20 protein-coding genes and 1 pseudogene are annotated in these 20,335 nt (G+C 64.0%); 10 read left to right on the forward strand and 11 right to left on the reverse strand.

Annotated features, from left to right (window positions below; genetic code table 11):
• The first annotated feature begins 75 nt into the window (after positions 1-75).
• Together UB31_RS10290 and UB31_RS10295 are read left to right on the forward strand one after the other, a co-directional pair.
• Positions 76-381 (forward strand): hypothetical protein, encoded by a 306-nt coding sequence (locus UB31_RS10290; protein ID WP_045010781.1) that lies wholly within the window; start codon positions 76-78, stop codon positions 379-381.
• Between the two features lie 130 nt (positions 382-511).
• A complete protein-coding gene (locus UB31_RS10295; RefSeq protein ID WP_045000844.1) occupies positions 512-1,708 on the forward strand; it encodes a DUF2865 domain-containing protein in 1,197 nt (398 codons plus the stop codon).
• Positions 1,709-1,834: 126 nt separating this feature from the next.
• On the opposite strand, the gene UB31_RS10300 is transcribed toward UB31_RS10295, so the two are convergent.
• Genes UB31_RS10300 through UB31_RS10310 form a run of 3 tightly spaced genes read right to left on the reverse strand, consistent with a single transcriptional unit; the run spans position 1,835 to position 5,363 of the window.
• Positions 1,835-3,592, reverse strand: coding sequence for an NAD+ synthase (locus UB31_RS10300; protein WP_045010782.1), 1,758 nt, complete (start codon positions 3,590-3,592; stop codon positions 1,835-1,837).
• A 24-nt stretch (positions 3,593-3,616) separates the two neighbouring features.
• Complete coding sequence (locus UB31_RS10305; protein ID WP_045010783.1) at positions 3,617-3,970, reverse strand: diacylglycerol kinase; 354 nt, start codon at positions 3,968-3,970, stop codon at positions 3,617-3,619.
• Positions 3,971-3,974: 4 nt separating this feature from the next.
• Positions 3,975-5,363, reverse strand: coding sequence for a class II 3-deoxy-7-phosphoheptulonate synthase (locus tag UB31_RS10310; RefSeq protein ID WP_045010784.1), 1,389 nt, complete (start codon positions 5,361-5,363; stop codon positions 3,975-3,977).
• A 181-nt stretch (positions 5,364-5,544) separates the two neighbouring features.
• Between UB31_RS10310 and UB31_RS10315 the strand changes: the two genes are divergently transcribed.
• Positions 5,545-6,441 carry an alpha/beta hydrolase family protein gene (locus tag UB31_RS10315; RefSeq protein ID WP_045010785.1) on the forward strand — a complete coding sequence of 299 codons (897 nt, stop codon included), beginning with the start codon at positions 5,545-5,547 and terminating at the stop codon, positions 6,439-6,441.
• A 13-nt stretch (positions 6,442-6,454) separates the two neighbouring features.
• Here UB31_RS10315 and UB31_RS10320 read toward each other — a convergent pair.
• The 5 genes and pseudogenes from UB31_RS10320 to UB31_RS10340 all read right to left on the reverse strand — a co-directional run bounded on the left by UB31_RS10320 (position 6,455) and on the right by UB31_RS10340 (position 10,814).
• Positions 6,455-8,208 (reverse strand): annotated as a pseudogene (locus tag UB31_RS10320) (cytochrome c biogenesis protein DipZ).
• Positions 8,209-8,221: 13 nt separating this feature from the next.
• Complete coding sequence (locus UB31_RS10325; protein WP_045010786.1) at positions 8,222-9,202, reverse strand: aldo/keto reductase; 981 nt, start codon at positions 9,200-9,202, stop codon at positions 8,222-8,224.
• A gap of 52 nt (positions 9,203-9,254) precedes the next feature.
• Positions 9,255-10,028 carry a substrate-binding domain-containing protein gene (locus tag UB31_RS10330; RefSeq protein ID WP_050044746.1) on the reverse strand — a complete coding sequence of 258 codons (774 nt, stop codon included), beginning with the start codon at positions 10,026-10,028 and terminating at the stop codon, positions 9,255-9,257.
• Between the two features lie 60 nt (positions 10,029-10,088).
• Positions 10,089-10,598: a DUF1543 domain-containing protein gene (locus UB31_RS10335; protein ID WP_045010788.1), complete on the reverse strand. Its 510-nt coding sequence runs from the start codon at positions 10,596-10,598 to the stop codon at positions 10,089-10,091.
• 6 nt (positions 10,599-10,604) lie between these two features.
• On the reverse strand, positions 10,605-10,814 hold the full coding sequence (locus UB31_RS10340) for a hypothetical protein (RefSeq protein WP_156162757.1): 210 nt from the start codon (positions 10,812-10,814) through the stop codon (positions 10,605-10,607).
• 178 nt (positions 10,815-10,992) lie between these two features.
• Between UB31_RS10340 and UB31_RS10345 the strand changes: the two genes are divergently transcribed.
• The 3 genes from UB31_RS10345 (at position 10,993) to UB31_RS10360 (ending at position 14,262) form a co-directional block, all read left to right on the forward strand.
• Positions 10,993-12,000 carry an NHL repeat-containing protein gene (locus UB31_RS10345; RefSeq protein ID WP_245305970.1) on the forward strand — a complete coding sequence of 336 codons (1,008 nt, stop codon included), beginning with the start codon at positions 10,993-10,995 and terminating at the stop codon, positions 11,998-12,000.
• Between the two features lie 290 nt (positions 12,001-12,290).
• On the forward strand, positions 12,291-13,811 hold the full coding sequence (adh, locus tag UB31_RS10355) for an aldehyde dehydrogenase (protein ID WP_045010790.1): 1,521 nt from the start codon (positions 12,291-12,293) through the stop codon (positions 13,809-13,811).
• A gap of 70 nt (positions 13,812-13,881) precedes the next feature.
• The gene (locus tag UB31_RS10360; protein WP_045010791.1) at positions 13,882-14,262 is read left to right on the forward strand and encodes a DUF779 domain-containing protein; all 381 of its coding nucleotides are present in this window, start codon (positions 13,882-13,884) and stop codon (positions 14,260-14,262) included.
• 5 nt (positions 14,263-14,267) lie between these two features.
• Here the strand turns inward: UB31_RS10360 and UB31_RS10365 are convergent, their stop codons facing one another.
• Complete coding sequence (locus UB31_RS10365; RefSeq protein ID WP_045010888.1) at positions 14,268-14,531, reverse strand: hypothetical protein; 264 nt, start codon at positions 14,529-14,531, stop codon at positions 14,268-14,270.
• Between the two features lie 188 nt (positions 14,532-14,719).
• Positions 14,720-16,204 carry an aldehyde dehydrogenase family protein gene (locus tag UB31_RS10370; protein WP_045010889.1) on the reverse strand — a complete coding sequence of 495 codons (1,485 nt, stop codon included), beginning with the start codon at positions 16,202-16,204 and terminating at the stop codon, positions 14,720-14,722.
• A gap of 114 nt (positions 16,205-16,318) precedes the next feature.
• Here UB31_RS10370 and UB31_RS10375 point away from each other — a divergent pair, with 114 nt between their 5' ends.
• The 3 genes from UB31_RS10375 to UB31_RS10385 all read left to right on the forward strand — a co-directional run bounded on the left by UB31_RS10375 (position 16,319) and on the right by UB31_RS10385 (position 18,341).
• Positions 16,319-17,401, forward strand: coding sequence for a substrate-binding domain-containing protein (locus tag UB31_RS10375; RefSeq protein ID WP_045000866.1), 1,083 nt, complete (start codon positions 16,319-16,321; stop codon positions 17,399-17,401).
• Positions 17,402-17,478: 77 nt separating this feature from the next.
• Positions 17,479-17,853, forward strand: coding sequence for a winged helix-turn-helix domain-containing protein (locus tag UB31_RS10380; RefSeq protein WP_045001169.1), 375 nt, complete (start codon positions 17,479-17,481; stop codon positions 17,851-17,853).
• 14 nt (positions 17,854-17,867) lie between these two features.
• Positions 17,868-18,341: a GNAT family N-acetyltransferase gene (locus tag UB31_RS10385; protein WP_045010792.1), complete on the forward strand. Its 474-nt coding sequence runs from the start codon at positions 17,868-17,870 to the stop codon at positions 18,339-18,341.
• 7 nt (positions 18,342-18,348) lie between these two features.
• Here UB31_RS10385 and UB31_RS10390 read toward each other — a convergent pair whose 3' ends face one another.
• Positions 18,349-18,726 carry a hypothetical protein gene (locus UB31_RS10390; protein ID WP_045010793.1) on the reverse strand — a complete coding sequence of 126 codons (378 nt, stop codon included), beginning with the start codon at positions 18,724-18,726 and terminating at the stop codon, positions 18,349-18,351.
• Positions 18,727-18,903: 177 nt separating this feature from the next.
• Here UB31_RS10390 and UB31_RS10395 point away from each other — a divergent pair, with 177 nt between their 5' ends.
• Entirely contained in the window at positions 18,904-20,313 is a 1,410-nt protein-coding gene (locus tag UB31_RS10395; protein WP_045010794.1) for an aldehyde dehydrogenase family protein, read from the forward strand.
• Positions 20,314-20,335 lie beyond the last annotated feature (22 nt).

The raw sequence follows: 20,335 nt of genomic DNA on the forward strand, positions 1-20,335 counted from the left end.
TCATTGGTTCATGATCCTTAACCATTTGGGCTCATTCTGGAACTGGCGGTTCCTCATTTGCCACCCGGTGTTTTTATGCGATTCTTTCTCGCCCTTATTTCCTGCGCGTCCATCATTGCGGCATCCAGCGCGTCCGCCGAGACCCGCGTCTTCATCATCGCCAACCAGGCCGACGGCTACGGCGTCGACCAGTGCCTGGCCAAGGGCGAGACATGCGGCGCGCAGGTCGCGCGCACCTACTGCCAGTCGCGGGATTTTGCGCAGGCCTCGGCTTTCCGCCGGGTCGATCCCGACGAAATTACCGGCTCTGTCCCCAAATCCGGCGCAAACTGCTCCCATGGCCATTGCGACGAATATGTCGCAATCACCTGCCAGCGCTGAATTCGCTCGGAACTGGCGGACCTTAGGACCAATCTTCGGCCCCTGAAACGACGTGACGCTGCCGCAGGAAGCGGCTATTGGAGGGCGCGCTTCGGCCCCTCAAGTCACATTGGGCCGCGACCTCGCTAGAATGGCGGATATGCCTGAATTTTTGTCTCTGTCCCGACACCGCTCCCTCCTTGCCGCCAGCACATTCTTGGCCGTGCTCCTGAGCACCGTCGTGCTCGCGAGCGATGCTCTCGCGCAGGCCGGCCCGCCGCCGGCTCCGCCCGCACAAGGCGGCCTCGGGCCAAATCCGATGTGCTCGCGTTTGGAAGGACAGCTCGCCGCGCTCAACGGTGGGGCGAGCGGCGACCCCGCCCGCGACGACCAGATCCGCCGCTACCAGGAGTCCCAGACGCGCCAGCAGGCCGAGCTCGACCGCGTCACCATGCAGGCCAAGCGCATGGGCTGCGATTCCTCCGGCTTCTTCTCACTGTTCAACGGCCAGTCGGCGCAATGCGGCCCGGTCAACACCCAGATCCAGCAGATGCGCGCCAATCTGGACCAGATCACCGGCAATCTCGAGCGCTTGCGCGGCGGCGGTCCCGGCGGCTCCAGCCCCGAGCGCGACAGCCAGCGCCGCTCCGTGCTGATTGCGCTCGCGCAAAACAATTGCGGCCCGCAATACGCCAATGCCGCGCAGTCGCAGGGCGGCAACTTCCTGAGCAATCTGTTCGGCGGCAACAACGCCAACAACCCGCCGGGCGCGCCGCCGTCCGATCTCGGCCCGCAATCCGGCACCTTCCGCACGGTGTGTGTGCGCACCTGCGATGGTGCCTATTTCCCGATCTCGTTCGCAACCGTGCCGGCACGCTTCCCCGACGACGAGAAGACCTGCAAGGCACTGTGCCCGGCAGCCGAAGCCGTGCTCTACGCCCATCGCAATCCCGGCGAAGACATGAGCTCCGCGGTCTCGATCAGCGGCCAGCCCTACACGGCGCTGCCGACCGCATTCAAATTCCGCAGCGAGTTCAACCCGTCCTGCTCCTGCAAGGCCGCTGGCCAGAGCTGGGCCGATGCGCTGAAATCCGCCGACGACAAGGCCGCCGTCGAGCAGCAGGGTGACATCATCGTCACCGAGGAGAGCGCCAAGAAGATGCAGCAGCGGCAGCTCACCAAGGGCACGCCCGCGACCACTGCCAAGAAGGGCGCGACGCCTGCGCCGGCGACGGCCACTGCACCGGCCGCGACGCCGCCCGCGGACGCCAGCGCCGCAACGACGTCTTCCGAGAACAAGCCGATCCGTTCGGTCGGGCCGAGCTTCCTGCCGCAGCAGCAGAAGTAAGGCGCCGCTCTCTGTCATGCCTCGCGAAGGCGGGGCATCCGCCGCGGCAGCAGTTGGTTTTCACGATTTCCGCCACGGAGTACTGGATCATCCGCCTTCGCGGATGATGACAGCGGAATGGGCGGCCTACCCCTCGAACGCGTCGATCGAGGCGCGGTTGCCGCGCGAGACTAGCGTCTCGTCCGGGGCGGGCAACGGCTCGCCATTGTCGCGAAAGCGGTTGGTGATGGGATAGCGGCGGTCGCGGCCAAAATTCCTGCGCGTGACCTTTACTCCGGGCGCGGCCTGGCGCCGCTTGTACTCGGCGACGTTGAGCAGATGCTCGATGCGGGTGACCGTCTCGCGATCGAAGCCGGCGGCGATGATCTGATCGAGCGGCTCTTCGCGTTCGACCAGCCGCTCGAGGATGGCATCGAGCACGTCATAGGGCGGCAGCGAATCCTGATCGGTCTGGTTCTCACGCAATTCCGCCGTCGGCGGACGCGTGATGATATCGGGCGGAATCACCTCACCCACAGGCCCCAGCGCGCCATCGGGCTTCCAGACATTGCGCAGCGCTGCCAGCCGAAACGCCTGCGTCTTGTAGATGTCCTTGATCGGATTGAAGCCGCCGTTCATGTCGCCATAGAGCGTGGCGTAGCCGACCGACATTTCCGACTTGTTGCCGGTGGTCACCACCATCAGGCCAGTCTTGTTGGAGATCGCCATCAACAGCGTGCCGCGGGTACGCGCCTGGAGGTTTTCCTCGGTGATGTCAGGCGGCAGATTCTTGAAGATGCCTCCGAGGATGGTCTCGAACCCGTTCACGGCTTCCGCGATCGGCAGCACCTCGTAGCGGATCCCCAAATGCCCGGCGAGCTCGCCGGCGTCCGCAATCGAGCTCGCCGCAGTGTAACGATAAGGCAGCATCACACCGTGGACCTGATCGGCGCCGAGCGCATCGACGGCGATCGCCGCACACAGCGCGGAATCGATGCCACCGGAGATGCCGAGCAGCACGCCGGGAAAGCCGTTCTTGGTGACGTAGTCGCGCAGGCCGAGCACGCAGGCGGCGTAATCGGCGTGGTCGCCTTCGGGCTGCTTGGCGATCGGTCCCGTACAACGCCAGTCGTCCCCTGTCCTGGTGAAACGAAGCGTCGTGATGCTCTCCTCGAACGCCGGCAGCTGGGCGGCCAGCGAGAGATCGCCGTTGAGCGCGAACGAGGCGCCGTCGAACACGAGCTCATCCTGGCCGCAGACCTGGTTGAGGTAGACGAGCGGCAGGCCGCTCTCGGTCACCCGCGCCACCGTCACCGACAGGCGCACATCGTTCTTGTCGCGGGCATAGGGCGAACCGTTCGGGACCAGAATGATCTCGGCGCCGGTCTCGGCCAGCGTCTCGACCACGTTCTCATAGTCCTCGGACTCCTCCAGCCAGATGTCCTCGCAGATGGGAACACCGATCCGCACGCCACGCACGGTGACAGGGCCTGAAGCGGGTCCGCGCGAAAACAGCCGCTTCTCATCGAACACGCCGTAATTCGGCAGGTTGCATTTGAAGCGCAAGCCAGCGATGCGGCCGCCATCGAGCAGCGCGCAGGCATTATAGAGCTTGCCGTCCTCGACCCAGGGCGTGCCGACCAGCATGGCCGGGCCACCATCGGCAGTCTCGCGGGCGAGGCCGTCGATCGCCGCGCGACAAGCCGCCTGGAAGGCCGGCTTCTGCACAAGGTCTTCCGGCGGATAGCCGGCGATGAACAATTCCGGAAACAGCACGAGATCGGCGCGATCGGAGGCGGCCCGCGCGCGCGCCGCGCGCGCCTTCGCAGCGTTGCCCTCGATGTCGCCCATGGTCGGATTGAGCTGGGCGAGCGTGACCGCGAATGCGTTGAGACGTTCGGTCATGGCCGGCCTGGTCCGATTCTATGGCTAAACGAAACCCAACCGCTCGACAATGGCAAGAATCCAGAATGCCCCGGCCATCAAGAGCGCGACACCAACCGCGGCCGACCCCATATCCTTGACCCGCCCGATCTGCTTGTCGTGATCCAGGGTCAGGCGGTCGGCGAGCTTTTCGATCGCGGTGTTGAGCAGTTCGACCACCAACACGAAGGCGACCGCGCAAACCAGCTCAACTGCGCGCGTGGCAGTCGAGCCGACGAACCAGGCAAGCGGCAGCGACAAAACGAGCGCGAAAATCTCTTCGCGGACGGCCTGCTCCGAACGGAACGCAAAAGCCAGGCCGTTGCGGGAGTTGATCGTGGCCTTCCAGATCCGCAGCAAGGTCCTAGAGCCCCGCTGCGGCCGGCATCGGCCTGACCTTGCCGGCGCGTTCCTGCTTGAGCAGCTCCGCGACCAGGAAAGCCATGTCGATGGATTGCTCGGCATTGAGGCGAGGATCGCAGACCGTGTGGTAGCGGTCGTTGAGATCCTCGTCGGTGATCGCACGAGCGCCACCGATACATTCGGTGACGTCCTGACCGGTCATCTCCAGATGCACGCCGCCGGCGTGGGTGCCTTCCGCGGCGTGGATGGTGAAGAACGACTTCACCTCCGACAGGACGCGGTCGAACGGCCGTGTCTTGTAGCCGGACGTGGAGGTGATGGTGTTGCCGTGCATGGGATCGCACGACCAGACCACCACTTTGCCCTCGCGCTTCACGGCGCGGATCAGTCCCGGCAGGTGGTCGGCGACCTTGTCGGAGCCGAAGCGGTTGATCAGGGTCAGCCGACCCGGCTCGTTGTCGGGATTGAGCACGTCGATCAGCTTCAACAGCTCGTCGGGCTTGAGCGACGGGCCACACTTCAGGCCGATCGGGTTCTTGATGCCGCGGAAATATTCGACATGGCCGTGATCGAGCTGGCGGGTGCGGTCGCCGATCCAGATCATGTGGCCCGAGGTCGCGTACCAGTCGCCGGTGGTGGAATCGACGCGGGTCATGGCCTGCTCGTAGCCGAGCAGCAACGCCTCATGGCTGGTGTAGAAATCGGTGGCGCGCAACTCGGGATGGGCTTCGAGATCAAGGCCGCAGGCGCGCATGAAATTCAGCGCGTCCGAGATGCGATCGGCCAATTCCTTGTAGCGGCGGGACTGCGGCGAGTCCTTCAGGAAGCCAAGCATCCATTGATGCACGCTGCCGAGATTGGCGTAGCCGCCGGTGGCAAACGCACGGAGCAGGTTCAGCGTCGCGGCCGACTGGCGATAGGCCATCAGCTGGCGCTGCGGATCCGGCACGCGCGCTTCCCTGGTGAAAGCGATGTCGTTGACGATATCGCCGCGATAGCTCGGCAGCTCGACGCCGTTGATCTTCTCGGTCGGCGATGACCGCGGCTTTGCAAACTGGCCGGCGACGCGACCGACCTTCACGACGGGGACGGCGCCGGCATAGGTCAGCACCACCGCCATCTGGAGCAGGACGCGGAAGAAGTCACGGATGTTGTTGGCACCGTGCTCGGCAAAGCTCTCGGCGCAGTCGCCGCCCTGGAGCAGGAAGGCCTCGCCAGCCGCGACCCGCGCCAGTGCCTTCTTCAGGTTGCGCGCCTCGCCCGCAAACACCAGCGGCGGAAAGGTCGCAAGCTGCGCCTCGACGTCGGCCAGGGCCTTGGCATCGGGATAGTCGGGCACCTGTAGCACCGGCTTGCTGCGCCAGGACTCGGGCGTCCACCGCTCGGACATCGCAATCTCTCCGTGAAGCAAAAAGTGCAACCTGATCTGTGGGTTGCGAGGGCCGCCTTATACACAGGCTGGCACGACACCGCCAGTTGTAAATCCATTTCGTACTGCAAACCCTTGCGGGGAAAGCAGAATTCGCATTTGCTGGGGAATTGAGGAAACTCGCCTAGGATACCGGCTGCCCATGGACGCGGCGCGCGACGACGTTTTCATCGACGAGATCAGCTTCCCGGCGACCGACGGGTATGCGCTGACCGGCACCCTGTTCCTGCCGCGCGGCACCAAACGCCATGCCGTCCTGATCAACTCAGCGACCGCCGTCCCGCGAAAAATCTATCGCGGCTTTGCCTCCTACCTCGCCCACCGCGGCTGCGCGGTCATGACCTACGACTATCGCGGCATCGGCGATTCCCGGCAGCCCGCGATGGTCGGCTACAACCAGCCGAAATCGCTGGTCGGGTTCAAGGCCTCGATGTCGGATTGGGCCGCGCTCGACGTCACCGCCGCGGTGCGCTGGATGCGCGAGCGCTACACCACCCTGCCCTTCGCCTATGTCGGCCATTCCTTCGGCGGCCAGGCGCTCGGGCTGATCGAAAACAACACGGAAATTTCGCGCGCCATATTGCTGGCCTCGCAGGCCGCGACCTGGCGGCTGATGACCTCGCCGGAAAAATACCGCGTCTACGCTTTCATGAATTTTGTCGGCGTGCCGCTGGTCCACGCGCTCGGCTACGCGCCGGGCTGGGCCGGCATCGGCGAGGATTTGCCCAAGGGCGTGTTCCTGCAATGGGCCGAATGGGTCTCGAGCCCGCGCTATCTCTTCGATTCAAAACTGCCGGCGCTGGAGAATTTCGCCAAGTTCAAGGGCGAGCTGCGCGCGCTGTGCTTCTCCGACGATCCCTGGGCGACGCGGCCCGCGGTCGAGCTGCTCACTGGCGGATTCACCGCGATCAAACCGGAGGTGCTGACGGTGAAACCATCCGACGTTGAGGCCAAGGCGATCGGCCATTTCGGTTTCTTCCGCCCCGAACACCGCGACACGCTCTGGCGTGGCGTGGCGGAATGGATCCAGGGGGAGTGAGAGGGCAGCGCGCTTAGCCGAACGTGAAGGCGAAAGCTTGGACGCCGGGATCGAGGAAGCGGATCTCGAAGGTGTGGTCGGCGACAGCGTCCGGCGTGCGTATCAGCTGATAGAGGCGCTGCGTCGTCACCACGCCGTTGCCGTCGGCGTCCGTATCCATGCCGTGCGCGGCGCCGGGTGCCTTGCCGTCGATGGTGATACGGAAGCGGATGTTGGCGCCTTCGGTTGCGGGGCCGAGCACGAGATGCAGGTCGCGGGCATGGAAGCGGTAGACGATGCTGCCGTCAGGCTGGTTCAGCTGCGCACGCTCGGACCCGACCGTCCAGTTGCCGGTGAGCGACCAATCGTTGAGCTGCGGTTCGCCGGCGGCATAGACGTGGCTCTCGTCCTTCACCACGCCACCGGGCGAGACGAAATTCTCGCTGCGATCGTAGCCGACATAGGTCTCGGACGATTTGACGTCGGCGCCGTCGGAGGCCGCCGCCTCAGCGCCCGACGCCTTGACGGCGACAATGTCGGACGGGACATTCTTGCTGCCGGCTTCTGCGAGAAGCGTCTGGATGACGCGCTCGGATTCCGCATACTCGCCTTCGCCAAAATGATGGTGACGGACCTTGCCGTTGGCATCGATGAAGTAATGCGCAGGCCAGTACTGGTTCTCAAAGGACCGCCAGATCTTGTAGTCGTTGTCGACCGCGACGGGATAGCCGATCTTGAGCGTCGCAATGGCGTTCTTGATGTTGTCCACGTTACGCTCGAACGCAAATTCAGGGGCGTGCACGCCGATCACGACGAGACCGCGGTCGCGATATTTCTCCGCCCAGGCGCGCACATAGGGAATCGAACGCAGGCAGTTGATGCAGGAATAGGTCCAGAAATCGACCAGGACGACCTTGCCTTTCAACTGCTCCAGCGTCAGCGGCGGCGAGTTCAGCCAAGCTTGCGCGCCGTCGAGCGAAGGATCGAGATCCTCGACCAGCAGGTCGGATGCATTATCGCCGCTCGGCTTGGCCTGCATCGACGGACCGGTCATCGCGGTCTTCGCATTCGGGTGCAGCTTGTCGAGCAGTGCCTGCTCCAGCGACGTCGTGCTGCCGACCGAGAGATTGGTGAGGAAGCCGGTGTCCAGGCCAAGCGAAATGGCGACGACGGCCGCGAGCACGGCGACGCCGACGCCGCGCCTGATCCACTCGCCGGCGCCGATCGAGCGCTTCATCGCGGCGAAGACGCGGCCGCCAACCAGCAGAGCCAACGCCAGCGACGTTGCGGCACCGGCGGCGTAAACCAGAAGCAGCAGCGCTGTCCCGGCATTGGCGCCCTGAAGCGCGGCGCCCGTCAGGATCAGGCCAAGCACCGGCCCCGCGCAAGGCGCCCAGAGAAAGCCGGTGGCAATTCCGAGCACGAGCGGCGCGACAAGACTGTCCTCGCCCGGCTGGTCCGCCGACTGCGAGATGCGCGCGCCGACCGCCACCAGCGGCCGCATCAGGCGATCGGCCAACTCCGAAACACCAGTGTCAGGCCGAACAATGCGAGCAGGATCAGCGCGGCACCGCGTCCATATTGGTTGGCGGAAACAACCCAGCCACCCGCGACGGACGCAAGCGTCGCGACGACGGCAAAAGCCAGCGACATGCCGATCAGCATCGGCAGCCCGTTTCGCAAGAACGGACGATCGGCGCGCGCCAGCACGAACGGAATAACCGGCAGGATGCACGGGCTCACGATGGTCAGGACGCCACCGAGATAGGCCAGCAGATAGAGAATCATGAGCCCGCTCTTGTCAGGAGAAGCCGGCGACGCGATGCGGCACGTAAGGCGCTTCCAGCGCCTTGATCTCCTCAGCGCTGAGCTTGAGCGACAGCGCGGCGACCGCATCCGTCAGATGCTCCGGCTTGGACGCGCCGATGATCGACGAGGTCACGCCTTTCTTCTGGAGCAGCCAGGCCATCGCGACCTGCGCCCGCGGAACGCCGCGCGCCGCCGCAATCTTGCCGACGGCCTCGGACACCTCGCGATCGGAGTCCGGAAAATCGTTGTAGAGCGTCTTGCCGAACTCGTCGGTCTCGAGCCGCGCGCTGCTCTCGGCCCACGCCCGCGTCAGCCGTCCGCGCGCCAGCGGGCTCCACGGCATCACGGCGATGCCCTGGTCGAGGCAGAACGGCAGCATCTCCCGCTCCTCCTCCCGGTTGATGAGGTTGATGTGGTCCTGCATGCTGACGAACTCGGTCCAGCCGTTCATGCGCGAGGTGTAGATCGCTTTCGCGAACTGCCATGCATACATGTTGGATGCGCCGATATAGCGCGCCTTGCCGGCCTTCACGACATCATGCAGCGCTTCCATCGTCTCCTCGATCGGCACCGTCGGGTCGCCGCGATGGATCTGATAGAGATCGACGAAATCGGTGCCGAGACGCTTCAGGCTGTTGTCGATCTCGGCAAAAATCGCCTTGCGCGACAGCCCTGCTCCGTTCGCACCCGGCCGCATCCGGCCGTTGACCTTGGTGGCGAGCACGATGTCGTCGCGCTTGACGAACTCCTTCAGCGCGCGGCCGACGATCTCCTCCGAGGTGCCGTCGGAATAGACATTGGCCGTGTCGAAGAAGTTGATGCCGAGATCGAGCGCCTTGCGGATCAGCGGACGGCTCTTCTCCTCCTCGAGCGTCCAGGGATGCGAGCCGCGGTCGGGGATGCCATAGGTCATGCAGCCGATGCACAGGCGGGAGACACCAAGACCGGTCTTGCCGAATTTGACGTAGTCCATCTTCTTGCTCTTTCTTTGGGAGATGTTGACGCGGGTGTTCGGCCAGCTCTTATCACCGCTCGACTGGGCTGATCTTCACAAGACCGTTTTCGGCGAGGATGTCCTGCCCCTTGTCCGACAGCAGGAACAGCGCAAGCCGCGCGGCGGCCGGATTGTCCGTGAGCAACGCCAGCCCGTAGGTCGCGACCACGTCGATCTCCGGCGGCAGGCGCGACACCTTCAAGCCGGAGACCTCGCGCAAGGTCTGCTGCTGGCCGCTGCAATAGACCAGCAGCACATCCGCCTTGTCGGCGAGGAAGATGCTGGCAGCCGGCGAGTGGCCCTCAAGCGGTGTGATGGCGGCCGGGCCGCCGATCAGCTTCAGGGCTTTCCCGCTGAGCACGGCATCGGCCCCGGCGCGGACTTTGTCAGCGCGCTTGAACACGGCAAAGGCGTAGTCGCCGCCGGGATCGACGATCGGCGTTGACGTCGCCAGCCGGATCTTGGGATCGAGCATCGTCTGGAGCGCATTGGCCTCGGTGAGACCAACCGTGTCGCGGCTGAACAGGCAGAGATTGTTGCGTGCGAACGGGATCACCAGCGTCTGCGGCCGCTGCGCCGCCAGCGTACGCGGATGCTCGGTGTTGGCCGACAGATAGAGGTCGGCGACCTCGCCCTTCTCGACGCGCTCGCGCAAGCCGCCCGCCGGGCCGAAGACGGGATCGGCGACCTGCGATGCATCGAGCCCTGCGGCCTTGATCGCTTGCTTCAACGGCACGGTCAGGCTGCCCGCGGCAAAGACGCGGGCCGGCTCGCGCGCGCGGCCGTGGCGCTGATCGCAAGACAAAATGCGGAGATGATGGAGAGTGAGGCTCTCATAAACTGACCCTATTCCATGATTGTCCGGCTATTCGCCGATCGGAAGGTAGTCGCACTGGAACTGAAACGGCTTCCCCTGCACGGCCTGCCGCAGGACGAGATGATAGCCGTGGTCCCGCATCAGCGCACTGATGTCGACGGTCTTCTCGACCTCGAACAGCTTGTCCTTGTGCGGCTTCTGCCAATGGTTGATCTGCGCCTTGGCCCGGTCCTTGGCGGCGCCGGCATCAGTGGCGACGATCAGGATGTTCTTGTGCAGCTCGCTGAACAGCGCGGGATCGTAGCCGCCCAGGTTGACGAAGAACAGCTTGCCCTGCTCGCCAACCGGCGGCGTGGATGACAGCTCGAGGTCGTACCCATCGGCCTGCTCCACCGCGCCCCAGCAATCCAGATGCAGGCTCTTCGGCTCACCCCACCATTGCTTGCGCAGATCCGCGAAACAATCCTCCGGCGTCTGCCCGATCGAGAACCTGACGTCATGCAGCTCCACATTGGAATTGCCGCAATCGCCGCCGACGTAGAACATGAACAGCTTCATTCAACCTCAAACCACGACCTGCTGCCGGATCAATTTTGCGGTGCACGCGTTGCAGATCAGCGCGCATTCGTCTGAGACCAGGCCGAGCTTGATGTTGAGGCCGATGCCGAGATCCTGGTCGGCAAGGCCGGCGATGATCCCGTTACAACTCAAGCACCTGCGCGGCGCTTCCACGCTGCCGCTCTCTTCGCGCACAGGTGCAACGTGACGGGACATCGTGGGATCCTCTTTGATTCCGGCCATCGGCCTTCGTGTCGCTATATTTATTGGTATATATCGTAGGCGGCAAGGCGGACCGGGGAGGAGCAAAGGGATCCGCCAGCCACAGCGACAAACGGCCGACAAAGCTCGCCTCTGAAGAATAGTCCCTTCTTATTCGTCAGGAATCGCAATCATGAAAAAATACGACAATGCCTCGCGCTCGCGCAGGCAGGGAGAAACGCTCACGACCGGTCGCGCCCTTGGTGCGGTCGCTGCTATCCTCGCCTCCTGCGCACTCACGACAGGGGTCGCTCAAGCCCAGACCCCTGCTCCGGTCAGCGTGCCCGACAAGAGCTTTCCCGAGAGCGTGACGGCAACCAGTGACGGCGCGCTCTATGTCGGCAGCTTCAATCACGGCGGCGTGACGCGGATTACGCCGACCGGCAAGGTCGATGCCTTCATCTCACCCGGCGCCAATGGCAGCCGCTCCACGCTTGGGGTGCTGGCGGATGAGAAGAGCGGAACGCTTTACGCCTGCTCGAACGATCTGTCAGGCATGGGCGTTCCAAGTCCCGGCAGCGGCAAAGGCGCGTTTCTGAAGACGTTCGACCTTCGAACGGGTGCACCCAAGGCCAGCTTCGCGCTCAAGGACGAGAAGTCGTTTTGCAACGACATCGCGGTGAGTGGCGACGGAACCGCTTACGTGAGCGACTCCTTCGCCCCCTATGTCTACAGCCTCAAGCCCGGTGCGACCGCGCTCGAGGTCTGGGCGACGGACCCGGCGCTGGCACCGGCCAAGGATGGCGTCGGCCTCGACGGCATCGCCGTCGGTTCCGACGGCAACCTCTATGTGACGACCTTCATCCCGGCAAAACTGTTCCGGATCGCCGTCAAGGACGGCAAGTCCGGTGCAATCACCGAGCTGAAGCCGTCAAGCGCGTTGGACCACGCCGATGCACTCCGCGCGTTCGGCAACGGCTTTCTGCTGATCGAGGGAGCCGGCCGTCTCGACAGGATCACCGTGAGCGGCGACGAGGCGCGCATCGAGGTGATCAAGGACGGTCTCACCGAACCGGTTTCCGTCGCCCAGGTCGGCGACACCGGCTGGGTTGCGGAAGGCAAGCTGTCCTACGTCATCGGCGAGAACAAGAGCAAGGACCCGGGCCCGTTCACGCTCAAGCCGATCGCACTGCCGAAGTAGCACGTTACCGGACGCGCAGCGCAGCAATCGCGCTGCGCGTTCTTACCGCGGCGACAGCGCGCCATATTTGATCGAATACAGCGTTGACGAACCATTCAGCCCGGCGCAGAGTTCGCGCGGTTTCGCCGGGATGATCCAAAATCTCCCCTCGTTGCCGGAGCGGCAAACGCTTCGGCCCGGTTCACTTTGCGCCGTGGTGCTCCGCCGCAATCGGAGCGCCCGTTTAACGATGCGCGAGACCGCATGATTCAAGGCGCAGAGAACGCCGATCAATCCACGGAGGAAATATCATGTTCCAACAGGCGCTCGACCAGGTCTCGAAAACGCTTCTTATCCGCGAACGCTATGACAATTTCATCGGCGGCAAATGGGTCGCTCCCGTCGAAGGCAAGTATTTTGACAATCCGAGCCCTATCACCGGCAAGAAGCTCTGCTCGGTTCCCCGCTCCACCGCGGCCGATATCGAACTGGCGCTCGATGCCGCGCACAAGGCCAAGGATGCCTGGGGCAAGACGTCGGTGCAGGAGCGCTCGCGCATCCTGAACAAGATCGCCGACAAGATCGAATCCAATCTCGATTTGCTCGCGCTGATCGAGACCTTCGACAACGGCAAGCCGATCCGCGAGACCACGCACGCCGACATGCCGCTGGTGGTCGACCACTGGCGTTATTTCGCGAGCGTGGTGCGCGCGCAGGAAGGCGGTATTTCCGAGATCGACCACGACACCGTCGCCTATCACTATCACGAGCCGCTCGGCGTCGTCGGCCAGATCATCCCCTGGAATTTTCCGATCCTGATGGCGACCTGGAAGCTCGCGCCGGCGCTTGCCGCCGGCAATTGCGTGGTGCTCAAGCCCGCGGAGCAGACGCCGCTCGGCATCCTCGCAGTGATGGAGCTGATCGCGGACATCCTGCCGCCTGGCGTCATCAACGTCGTCAACGGCTTCGGCATCGAGGCTGGCAAGCCGCTGGCGCAGAACAAGCGGATCGCAAAAATCGCCTTCACCGGCGAGACCACGACCGGCCGCATGATCATGCAATACGCTTCCGACAATCTGATCCCGGTGACGCTGGAACTCGGCGGCAAATCGCCGAACATCTTCTTCGCCGACGTGGCGGATGCCGACGATGACTTCCTCGACAAGGCGCTCGAAGGCTTTTCGATGTTCGCGCTCAACCAGGGCGAGGTCTGCACCTGCCCGAGCCGCGTGCTGGTGCAGGAATCCATCTACGACAAGTTCATGGAGAAGGCGGTCGCACGCACCAAGAAGATCAAGCAGGGCCACCCGCTCGATGCCTCGACCATGATCGGCGCGCAGGCCTCCAACGACCAGCTCGAGAAGATCCTGTCTTATCTGGACATCGGCAAGCAGGAAGGCGCCAAGGTTCTGACCGGCGGCAAGCGCGCGAAAATGGAGGGCGAGCTCGCCGAGGGCTACTATGTCGAGCCGACCATCTTTGAAGGCCACAACAAGATGCGCATCTTCCAGGAGGAGATCTTTGGACCGGTCGTATCGGTCACGAAGTTCAAGAACGAGGAAGACGCGCTCGCAATCGCCAACGACACGCTCTACGGCCTCGGCGCCGGCGTCTGGACCCGCAACGGCAACCGCGCCTACCGGTTCGGCCGCGCCATCCAGGCCGGCCGGGTCTGGACCAATTGCTACCACGCCTATCCCGCGCATGCGGCGTTCGGCGGCTACAAGGCGTCCGGCATCGGCCGTGAGAACCACAAGATGATGCTGGACCACTACCAGCAGACCAAGAACGTCCTGGTCAGCTACTCGACCAAGGCGCTCGGCTTCTTCTGATCGTTCGCCGCCTGGCGCAGGCGTGGCTTTGTCCGCGCCTGCGCCGCTTTTTGTTTGCAGGATACCTATCATGGTCAATCGGGTCGAGATCACACCGAAGGCAGCCGAGGTCATCGCGCGCCTCAAGACCCAGCACGGCGCGCTGATGTTCCACCAGTCCGGCGGCTGCTGCGACGGCTCGGCGCCGATGTGCTATCCAGTCGGCGATTTCCGCGTCGGCCCGCAGGACGTGTTTCTCGGGAAGATCGCCGATTGCGACTTCTACATCGGCGCCGCCCAGTTCGAATATTGGCAGCACACCCAGCTCATCATCGACGTCGTGCCTGGGCGTGGCTCGGGCTTTTCGGCCGAGGCGCCCGAAGGCGTGAGGTTTCTCACCCGTAGCCGCGTTTTCACTGACGAGGAAGTGGCCGCGCTCGAAGCCGTAGGACCGCCGGCGCGAGCGGCGTGATCCGCTTAGCGAATGATCGTCGTCAGGGACGAGTAACGCTTGTTGGGCTTGGCTTCAGCCCGCGAGAACTGTGCAAAAGCGTCGCTGACGCGCACGGCCGGCGGCGTGTCGCCGGCAAAGCGAAATTCCTTCGGTCGCGGCGCATAGAAGCTGGCGCTGTAATAGGCGTCGTCGAAACGCGCCTCGCCGACGCCGAACACTGCGTCGCAGGCGCACAGAAGCGCGTAGACTCCCGCGCCCGCAGCAACGATCTCCTTGAGAATAGACATGCTGATGCCCCACCCTTTGCAGGCAGGATGCATGTCGGTTCCAAAGCGGAGGTTTAAACAGCTCCGGTTCTTATCCGCAGGGTTTGCCGCCGCTGAGCGGATTGCAGACAATTTTACCGATCTCGAAAAAGAGAGCCCACCTGACCGGGCGGATCAGGCGGGCTCCAGGATTGGCCGCTCGGGAGGTATCAGACGGCCAAATTCATCCACACCGCCTTGGGCTCGGTGAAATTGTCGATCGCCGCGGTGCCGTGCTCGCGGCCAAGGCCGGAGTCGCGCTCGCCGCCCCAGGGCAGGCGCACGTCGGTGTAGCCATAGGTGTTCATCCACACCGTGCCGGCGCGGGCCCGCTTGGCGAAGCGCTGAAGCTTGCCGATGTCCCGGCTCCAGACGCCGGCGGCAAGGCTGTAGGCCGTGCCGTTGGCGATCCGTAAAGCATCGGCCTCGTCCTTGAACCTGATGACGCTGACGACGGGGCCAAAGATCTCTTCCTGCGAGATTCGCATCTCATGCGCGACATTCGCAAACACCGCAGGGCTGATGAAATAGCCACGTTCGCCGACCTTCTCGCCGCCGGTAACGAGGGTCGCGCCCTCCTTCTGGCCGATGTCGACATAGTCGAGGATCGACTTCATCTGTTTCTCGGAGATGACGGGGCCGAGCACCGTCTTGCGATCAAGGGGATCGCCGATTCTGAGCGACTTGGCGCGCGCAGCCAGCCGCTCGACGACTTCGTCATACGCCTTCTCCTGCACCAGCACGCGGGAGCCGGCCGAGCAGACCTGGCCGGCATTGAAGAAGATGCCGGAGGCAGCAGCCTTGGACGCGGCTTCGAGATCGGCATCGTCGAAAATGACGTTGGCCGATTTGCCGCCGAGTTCGAGCGAGACGCGTTTGAAATTGCTGGCAGCGCCCTTCATGATTCCACGACCCACGCCGGGCGAGCCGGTGAAGGTGACCTTGTCGACATCGGGATGATTGACCAGCGCGTCGCCGACCACGCGGCCGGGGCCGGTGACGACGTTGAAGACGCCCGCCGGCAGGTCTGCTTCGAGCGCAAGCTCTGCGATGCGCAGCGCCGACAGCGAGGTCAGCTCCGCCGGCTTCATCACGATGGTGCAGCCGCAAGCCAGTGCCGGCGCCAGTTTCCACATGCCGATCATCAGCGGGAAATTCCAGGGCACGATCGCCGCGACCACGCCGACCGGTTCGCGCACGGTGTAGGTCAAGGCATCGTCGCGCACGGGCACGACGTCGCCGCTGATCTTGTCGGCCCAGCCGGCGTAATAGATCAGGGTGTCGACGGCAGCCGGAAAATCCTGGCGCAGCGTCGCCGAGATCGGCTTGCCCGCGTCGATCGATTCGATCTCGATGATCTCGTCGGCGTGAGCTTTCAGCAGCTCCGCCCAGCGTATCAGGATCAGGCCACGCTCCGAGGCGCGCATCGTGCGCCAAGGGCCTTCGAAGGCGCGGCGGGCGGCGGCAACGGCGTGATCGACATCGACCTCGTTGCCTTCCGCGACGGTGGCGATGACCTGGCCGGTGGCGGGGTTGAGAGATTTGAAGGTGCGGCCGGAGCTCGCCGGTACGCGGCGGCCATCGATCAGCAGGTTCTGGGGCCGGGCCATGAACTCGGCGGCGGGAGACCGCGCAAAGTCATATGCAACTGACATCATATTTCCTCCGTTTCTGGTATACCAGATTAGGCCGGCTTTTGCCGCAGTAAATATGATATGGTGTGCCTATGACCCACTCACCATATGAACTCAACTTCATAAGGTCGTTTCATGCTCCAGATCGAGATCGAGGCAGTTTGGCGGTTTCGCCGGGAGGGCAGCCCGCGCACGGCGGTGGTCATGCTTGGCATTCTCAACGAAATCCGGAAGACCGGAAAAATCTCCAGCGCAGCCACCGACGCCCACCTCTCCTACCGGCATGTCTGGAATCTGATCGAGCAATGGTCGGAGTTTTTCGGCACGCCGCTGGTCGAGACCCGTCGCGGCAAGGGCACCAAGCTCACAGCATTCGGCGAACGGCTGGTGTGGGCGGGAGAGCGCATGCAGGCGAGGCTCGGGCCGCAACTCGAGAACCTCGCTCAGGAGCTTGCGAGCGAGATCAAGCCGTTCCTCGAGCAGCGTCCGTCAGTGATCCGCGTCCATGCGAGCCACGGCTTTGCAGTCGCCAAACTGCGCGAATTCCTCGACCGCGAGCCCGGCATCGGCGTCGATTTGCGCTATGTCAGCAACCAGAATTCGCTGGTCTCGCTGGCGCAAGGCGCCTGCGATCTCTCCGGCCTGCATCTGCCGCACGGCGCGTTGCGCGCGCAAGGCATCAACACCGCGCGCGAATGGCTCGATCCGCGCGAGGACCGCGTCATCAGTTTCGTGACGCGCGAGATGGGGCTGATGGTCGCGCGCGGCAATCCGCTCGGCATCCGATCAATCGAGGATCTCACCACGCCAAAAGTGCGCTTCGTCAATCGCGACCACGATTCCGGCACGCGATTGCTGTTCGACCAGTTGCTTGCGGCGCACGACATCGACGAGAGCCGCATCAATGGCGCGCAGCAGATCGAGTTCACCCACGCGGCGGTCGCCGCCTATGTCGCGAGCGGCATGGCGGATGCGAGTTTTGGCGTCGAGGCCGCCGCCCGGCAATTCGGCCTCGACTTCATCCGTATCCTCACCGAGGATTATTTCTTCGTCTGCAAGCGCGCGTTCCTCGACACCGAACCGATGCAGCGCATTCTCGAGATCATGCGCAGCGCCGATTTTCGCGCCGCCGTCGCGAGCCTGCCCGGCTACGTCCCGTCGAACACGGGCGATGTGACCGGCGTGAAGGCGTTCCTGGAGATGCACGCGGTGAGGTGATGCGTTGCGCCGCGTTCACCTTGTCCGCGGCGGGCAAGAGTGGCAATCTCTCTCGCCATTCGTCGAAGAGACCCATCATGTCGCGCGCCAGCGCCAAATCGCTTCCCCAACTCAGCGTTCGGATCGACCTCGACAGCGAGGATCGGATCGGACCCGGCAAGATCGAGCTTTTGGAGCAGATCCGGGAGCACGGCTCGATCTCGGCGGCCGGACGGGCCATGGACATGTCCTACAAACGCGCCTGGGATCTCGTCGACGAGATCAACCGCATCTGCGGACAGGTGGCGGTCGAGCCGCAAGCCGGCGGCAAGAACGGCGGCGGCGCGATGCTCACGCCGTTCGGCGAGGGATTGGTAACGCGCTATCGCAAGATCGAGCGCGACGCGGCACGCGCCGTCCGCAAGGAGCTCGAGGCGCTCCAGACCGACATCCGCCGCTCGCGCAAATCGTGAATGGACGGGCGCGCATGGACGAGCCCCTGATCATTCGGCCTGCTCTGCTTGCCGACCTTCCACAAGTTCTCGCACTCTACCGGCATCTCGATCCGTCGGACGAAAGTCCGCCGCTCGACCTCGCCGCGCAGCGCCTCGACGAATTGCAGACTTATCGCGGAAGCGCGGTCTTGATCGGGACCACCGGCAGTTCCGTCGTCGCGTCCTCTACACTGGTCGTGATCCCCAACCTGACGCGCGGTGGCCTGGCTTACGGATTGATCGAGAATGTCGTCACGCATGCTGCGTTTAGGGGGCGCGGCTACGGCAAGCAGGTGCTGCAGGCAGCCGTCGACGCCGCGTGGCAGGCCAACTGTTATAAAGTCATGCTGATGACTGGTTCGAAAAAGCCATCGACCCTGGCCTTCTACACGTCAGCCGGCTTCGAGCAGAGCAAGACCGGCTTCCAGGTCCGGCGGCTACCGCCCAGGGCGGAGACCGCCGACTGACCTCGTGTCAATTCGGCCGCACCGACACTTCGGGCATCGGCCGGGTCAGGGCCTCGCCCAGCAGGCTCTGCTCGGCCTTCGGGATCGAGAAGCGGACCTTGAAGCCATCCTCGGTCTCTAACGTGATGATGCGCTGAGTCGTGTCGGTCGATTGTTCCAGCACCCAGGACGCCAGCGGATAGGCGTAGCGCAGGCTCTGGTCGCCGTAACGGGCCTTCAGCGCGGCCTCGAGCAGCCCCGGAAGCGTCATGATCAGGGCGCCGACCTGATTGAGCGAGACGCTGACGGCGGCGGAATTGCCCGCCGAATCCTCGAAGCCCAGCGAGATCGCGCCGCCATCGGGTGCCACCTCGCAGTTCGTGAGCGACCTCACCTTGATTTCCATTCCAGACTCCGGAACTCAATTCCGCTATATTCGGAAAGATATATCGATATGCCCACCAGCGTCTAGCCCGCCTCTCTGGAATACCTCGGATGTCATGGTCGGCCCGGCGGAAACGTGATATATGGTGCGATATAACGAGGCCCGAACGGCCCGTTTCTTCAAGGGAGCGCAAAGCCAATGAGCGACTACAATCTTCTCATCGACGGCAAGATGGTGCCCGGCGACCAGACCATGCCGGTTCTCAATCCCGCGACCGAAGAGGTGCTGGCGCAGTGTCCGCGTGCCTCCAAGGCGCAGCTCGATGCGGCCGTCGCCGCGGCGAAGGCCGCCTTCCCGGCCTGGGCCGCGACCCCGATCGAGGAACGCCGCAAGCTCGTGAACAAGATGGCCGACGTGATCGAGGCCAATTCGGGCGAGCTCGCCCACATCCTCACCAGTGAGCAAGGCAAGCCGCTTGGCGATGCCACGGGCGAAGTGCTGGGCATGGCCGCGTTCTTCCGCTACCTCAGCTCGCTCGACCTGCCGATGAAGGTGATCGAGGACTCCGGCGACCGCAAGGTGGAATCCTATCGCCGCCCGCTCGGCGTCGTCGGCGCCATCATTCCCTGGAACTATCCGCTGCTGATCCTCAGCTTCAAGCTGCCGTCGGCGCTGCTTGCCGGCAACACGCTGGTGGTGAAGCCGGCACCGACCACGCCGCTTGCGACTTTGCGCTTCGCCGAGCTGATCAAGGATATCCTGCCGAAGGGCGTGCTCAATTTCATCACCGACGCCAACGACCTCGGCGGCGAGATGACCAAGCATCCCGACATCCGCAAGATCTCCTTCACCGGCTCCTCTGCGACCGGCCAGAAGGTGATGGCGAGCGCGGCGCAGACGCTCAAGCGCATCACGCTGGAGCTCGGCGGCAACGATGCCGGCATCGTGCTCGACGACGTCGATCCGAAGAAGGTCGCGCCCGGCATCTTCGAGGGCGCCTTCCAAAACTCCGGCCAGGTCTGCCTCGCCATCAAGCGGCTCTATGTGCACGAATCCGTCTATGACGAGCTCTGCGACGAGCTGGTCGCGATCGCCAAGAGCACGGTGGTCGACGACGGCGCCAAGCAGGGCACCAAGCTCGGACCGCTTCAGAACAAGATGCAGTACGAGAAGGTGAAGACGTTCCTCGAAGACGCGCGCAAGAACGGCAAGGTGGTCGCCGGCGGTTCGGCGATGGACCGGCCCGGCTACTTCATCGAGCCGACCATCGTGCGCGACATCAAGGAAGGCTCGAAGCTGGTCGACGAAGAGCAGTTCGGCCCCGTGTTGCCGCTGATCAAGTATTCCGACAAGGATGACGCGATCCGCCGCGCCAATGCCACCACCTACGGTCTCGGCGCGTCGGTCTGGTCGTCCGACATCAAGCGGGCCCACGAGGTGGCGACCCAGCTCGAGTCCGGCACGGTCTGGATCAACAAGCATCTCGACATGGCCCCGCACATCCCGTTCGGCGGCGCCAAGCAGTCGGGCATCGGCACTGAATTCGCCGAGGAAGGCCTCGCCGAATTCACCCAGCTCCAGATCATCAACGGGCCGCCAGCGGCCTGATCCCGACATCCGGGGTCGCGGC

Source organism: Bradyrhizobium sp. LTSP849, from assembly GCF_000938255.1.
Lineage (GTDB): Bacteria > Pseudomonadota > Alphaproteobacteria > Rhizobiales > Xanthobacteraceae > Bradyrhizobium.

Excerpts from the sequence above, each read along its gene's own strand:
- UB31_RS10390 (WP_045010793.1), bottom strand. The coding sequence starts at position 18,726 with ATGGAAATCAAGGTGAGGTCGCTCACGAACTGCGAGGTGGCACCCGAT.
- UB31_RS10315 (WP_045010785.1), top strand. The coding sequence starts at position 5,545 with ATGGACGCGGCGCGCGACGACGTTTTCATCGACGAGATCAGCTTCCCG.
- UB31_RS10325 (WP_045010786.1), bottom strand. The coding sequence starts at position 9,202 with ATGGACTACGTCAAATTCGGCAAGACCGGTCTTGGTGTCTCCCGCCTG.
- UB31_RS10360 (WP_045010791.1), top strand. The coding sequence starts at position 13,882 with ATGGTCAATCGGGTCGAGATCACACCGAAGGCAGCCGAGGTCATCGCG.
- UB31_RS10340 (WP_156162757.1), bottom strand. The coding sequence starts at position 10,814 with ATGTCCCGTCACGTTGCACCTGTGCGCGAAGAGAGCGGCAGCGTGGAA.
- UB31_RS10295 (WP_045000844.1), top strand. The coding sequence starts at position 512 with ATGGCGGATATGCCTGAATTTTTGTCTCTGTCCCGACACCGCTCCCTC.
- UB31_RS10310 (WP_045010784.1), bottom strand. The coding sequence starts at position 5,363 with ATGTCCGAGCGGTGGACGCCCGAGTCCTGGCGCAGCAAGCCGGTGCTA.
- UB31_RS10385 (WP_045010792.1), top strand. The coding sequence starts at position 17,868 with ATGGACGAGCCCCTGATCATTCGGCCTGCTCTGCTTGCCGACCTTCCA.
- UB31_RS10395 (WP_045010794.1), top strand. The coding sequence starts at position 18,904 with ATGAGCGACTACAATCTTCTCATCGACGGCAAGATGGTGCCCGGCGAC.
- UB31_RS10290 (WP_045010781.1), top strand. The coding sequence starts at position 76 with ATGCGATTCTTTCTCGCCCTTATTTCCTGCGCGTCCATCATTGCGGCA.
- UB31_RS10370 (WP_045010889.1), bottom strand. The coding sequence starts at position 16,204 with ATGTCAGTTGCATATGACTTTGCGCGGTCTCCCGCCGCCGAGTTCATG.
- UB31_RS10335 (WP_045010788.1), bottom strand. The coding sequence starts at position 10,598 with ATGAAGCTGTTCATGTTCTACGTCGGCGGCGATTGCGGCAATTCCAAT.
- UB31_RS10345 (WP_245305970.1), top strand. The coding sequence starts at position 10,993 with ATGAAAAAATACGACAATGCCTCGCGCTCGCGCAGGCAGGGAGAAACG.
- UB31_RS10365 (WP_045010888.1), bottom strand. The coding sequence starts at position 14,531 with ATGTCTATTCTCAAGGAGATCGTTGCTGCGGGCGCGGGAGTCTACGCG.
- UB31_RS10300 (WP_045010782.1), bottom strand. The coding sequence starts at position 3,592 with ATGACCGAACGTCTCAACGCATTCGCGGTCACGCTCGCCCAGCTCAAT.
- UB31_RS10380 (WP_045001169.1), top strand. The coding sequence starts at position 17,479 with ATGTCGCGCGCCAGCGCCAAATCGCTTCCCCAACTCAGCGTTCGGATC.
- UB31_RS10375 (WP_045000866.1), top strand. The coding sequence starts at position 16,319 with ATGCTCCAGATCGAGATCGAGGCAGTTTGGCGGTTTCGCCGGGAGGGC.
- adh (WP_045010790.1), top strand. The coding sequence starts at position 12,291 with ATGTTCCAACAGGCGCTCGACCAGGTCTCGAAAACGCTTCTTATCCGC.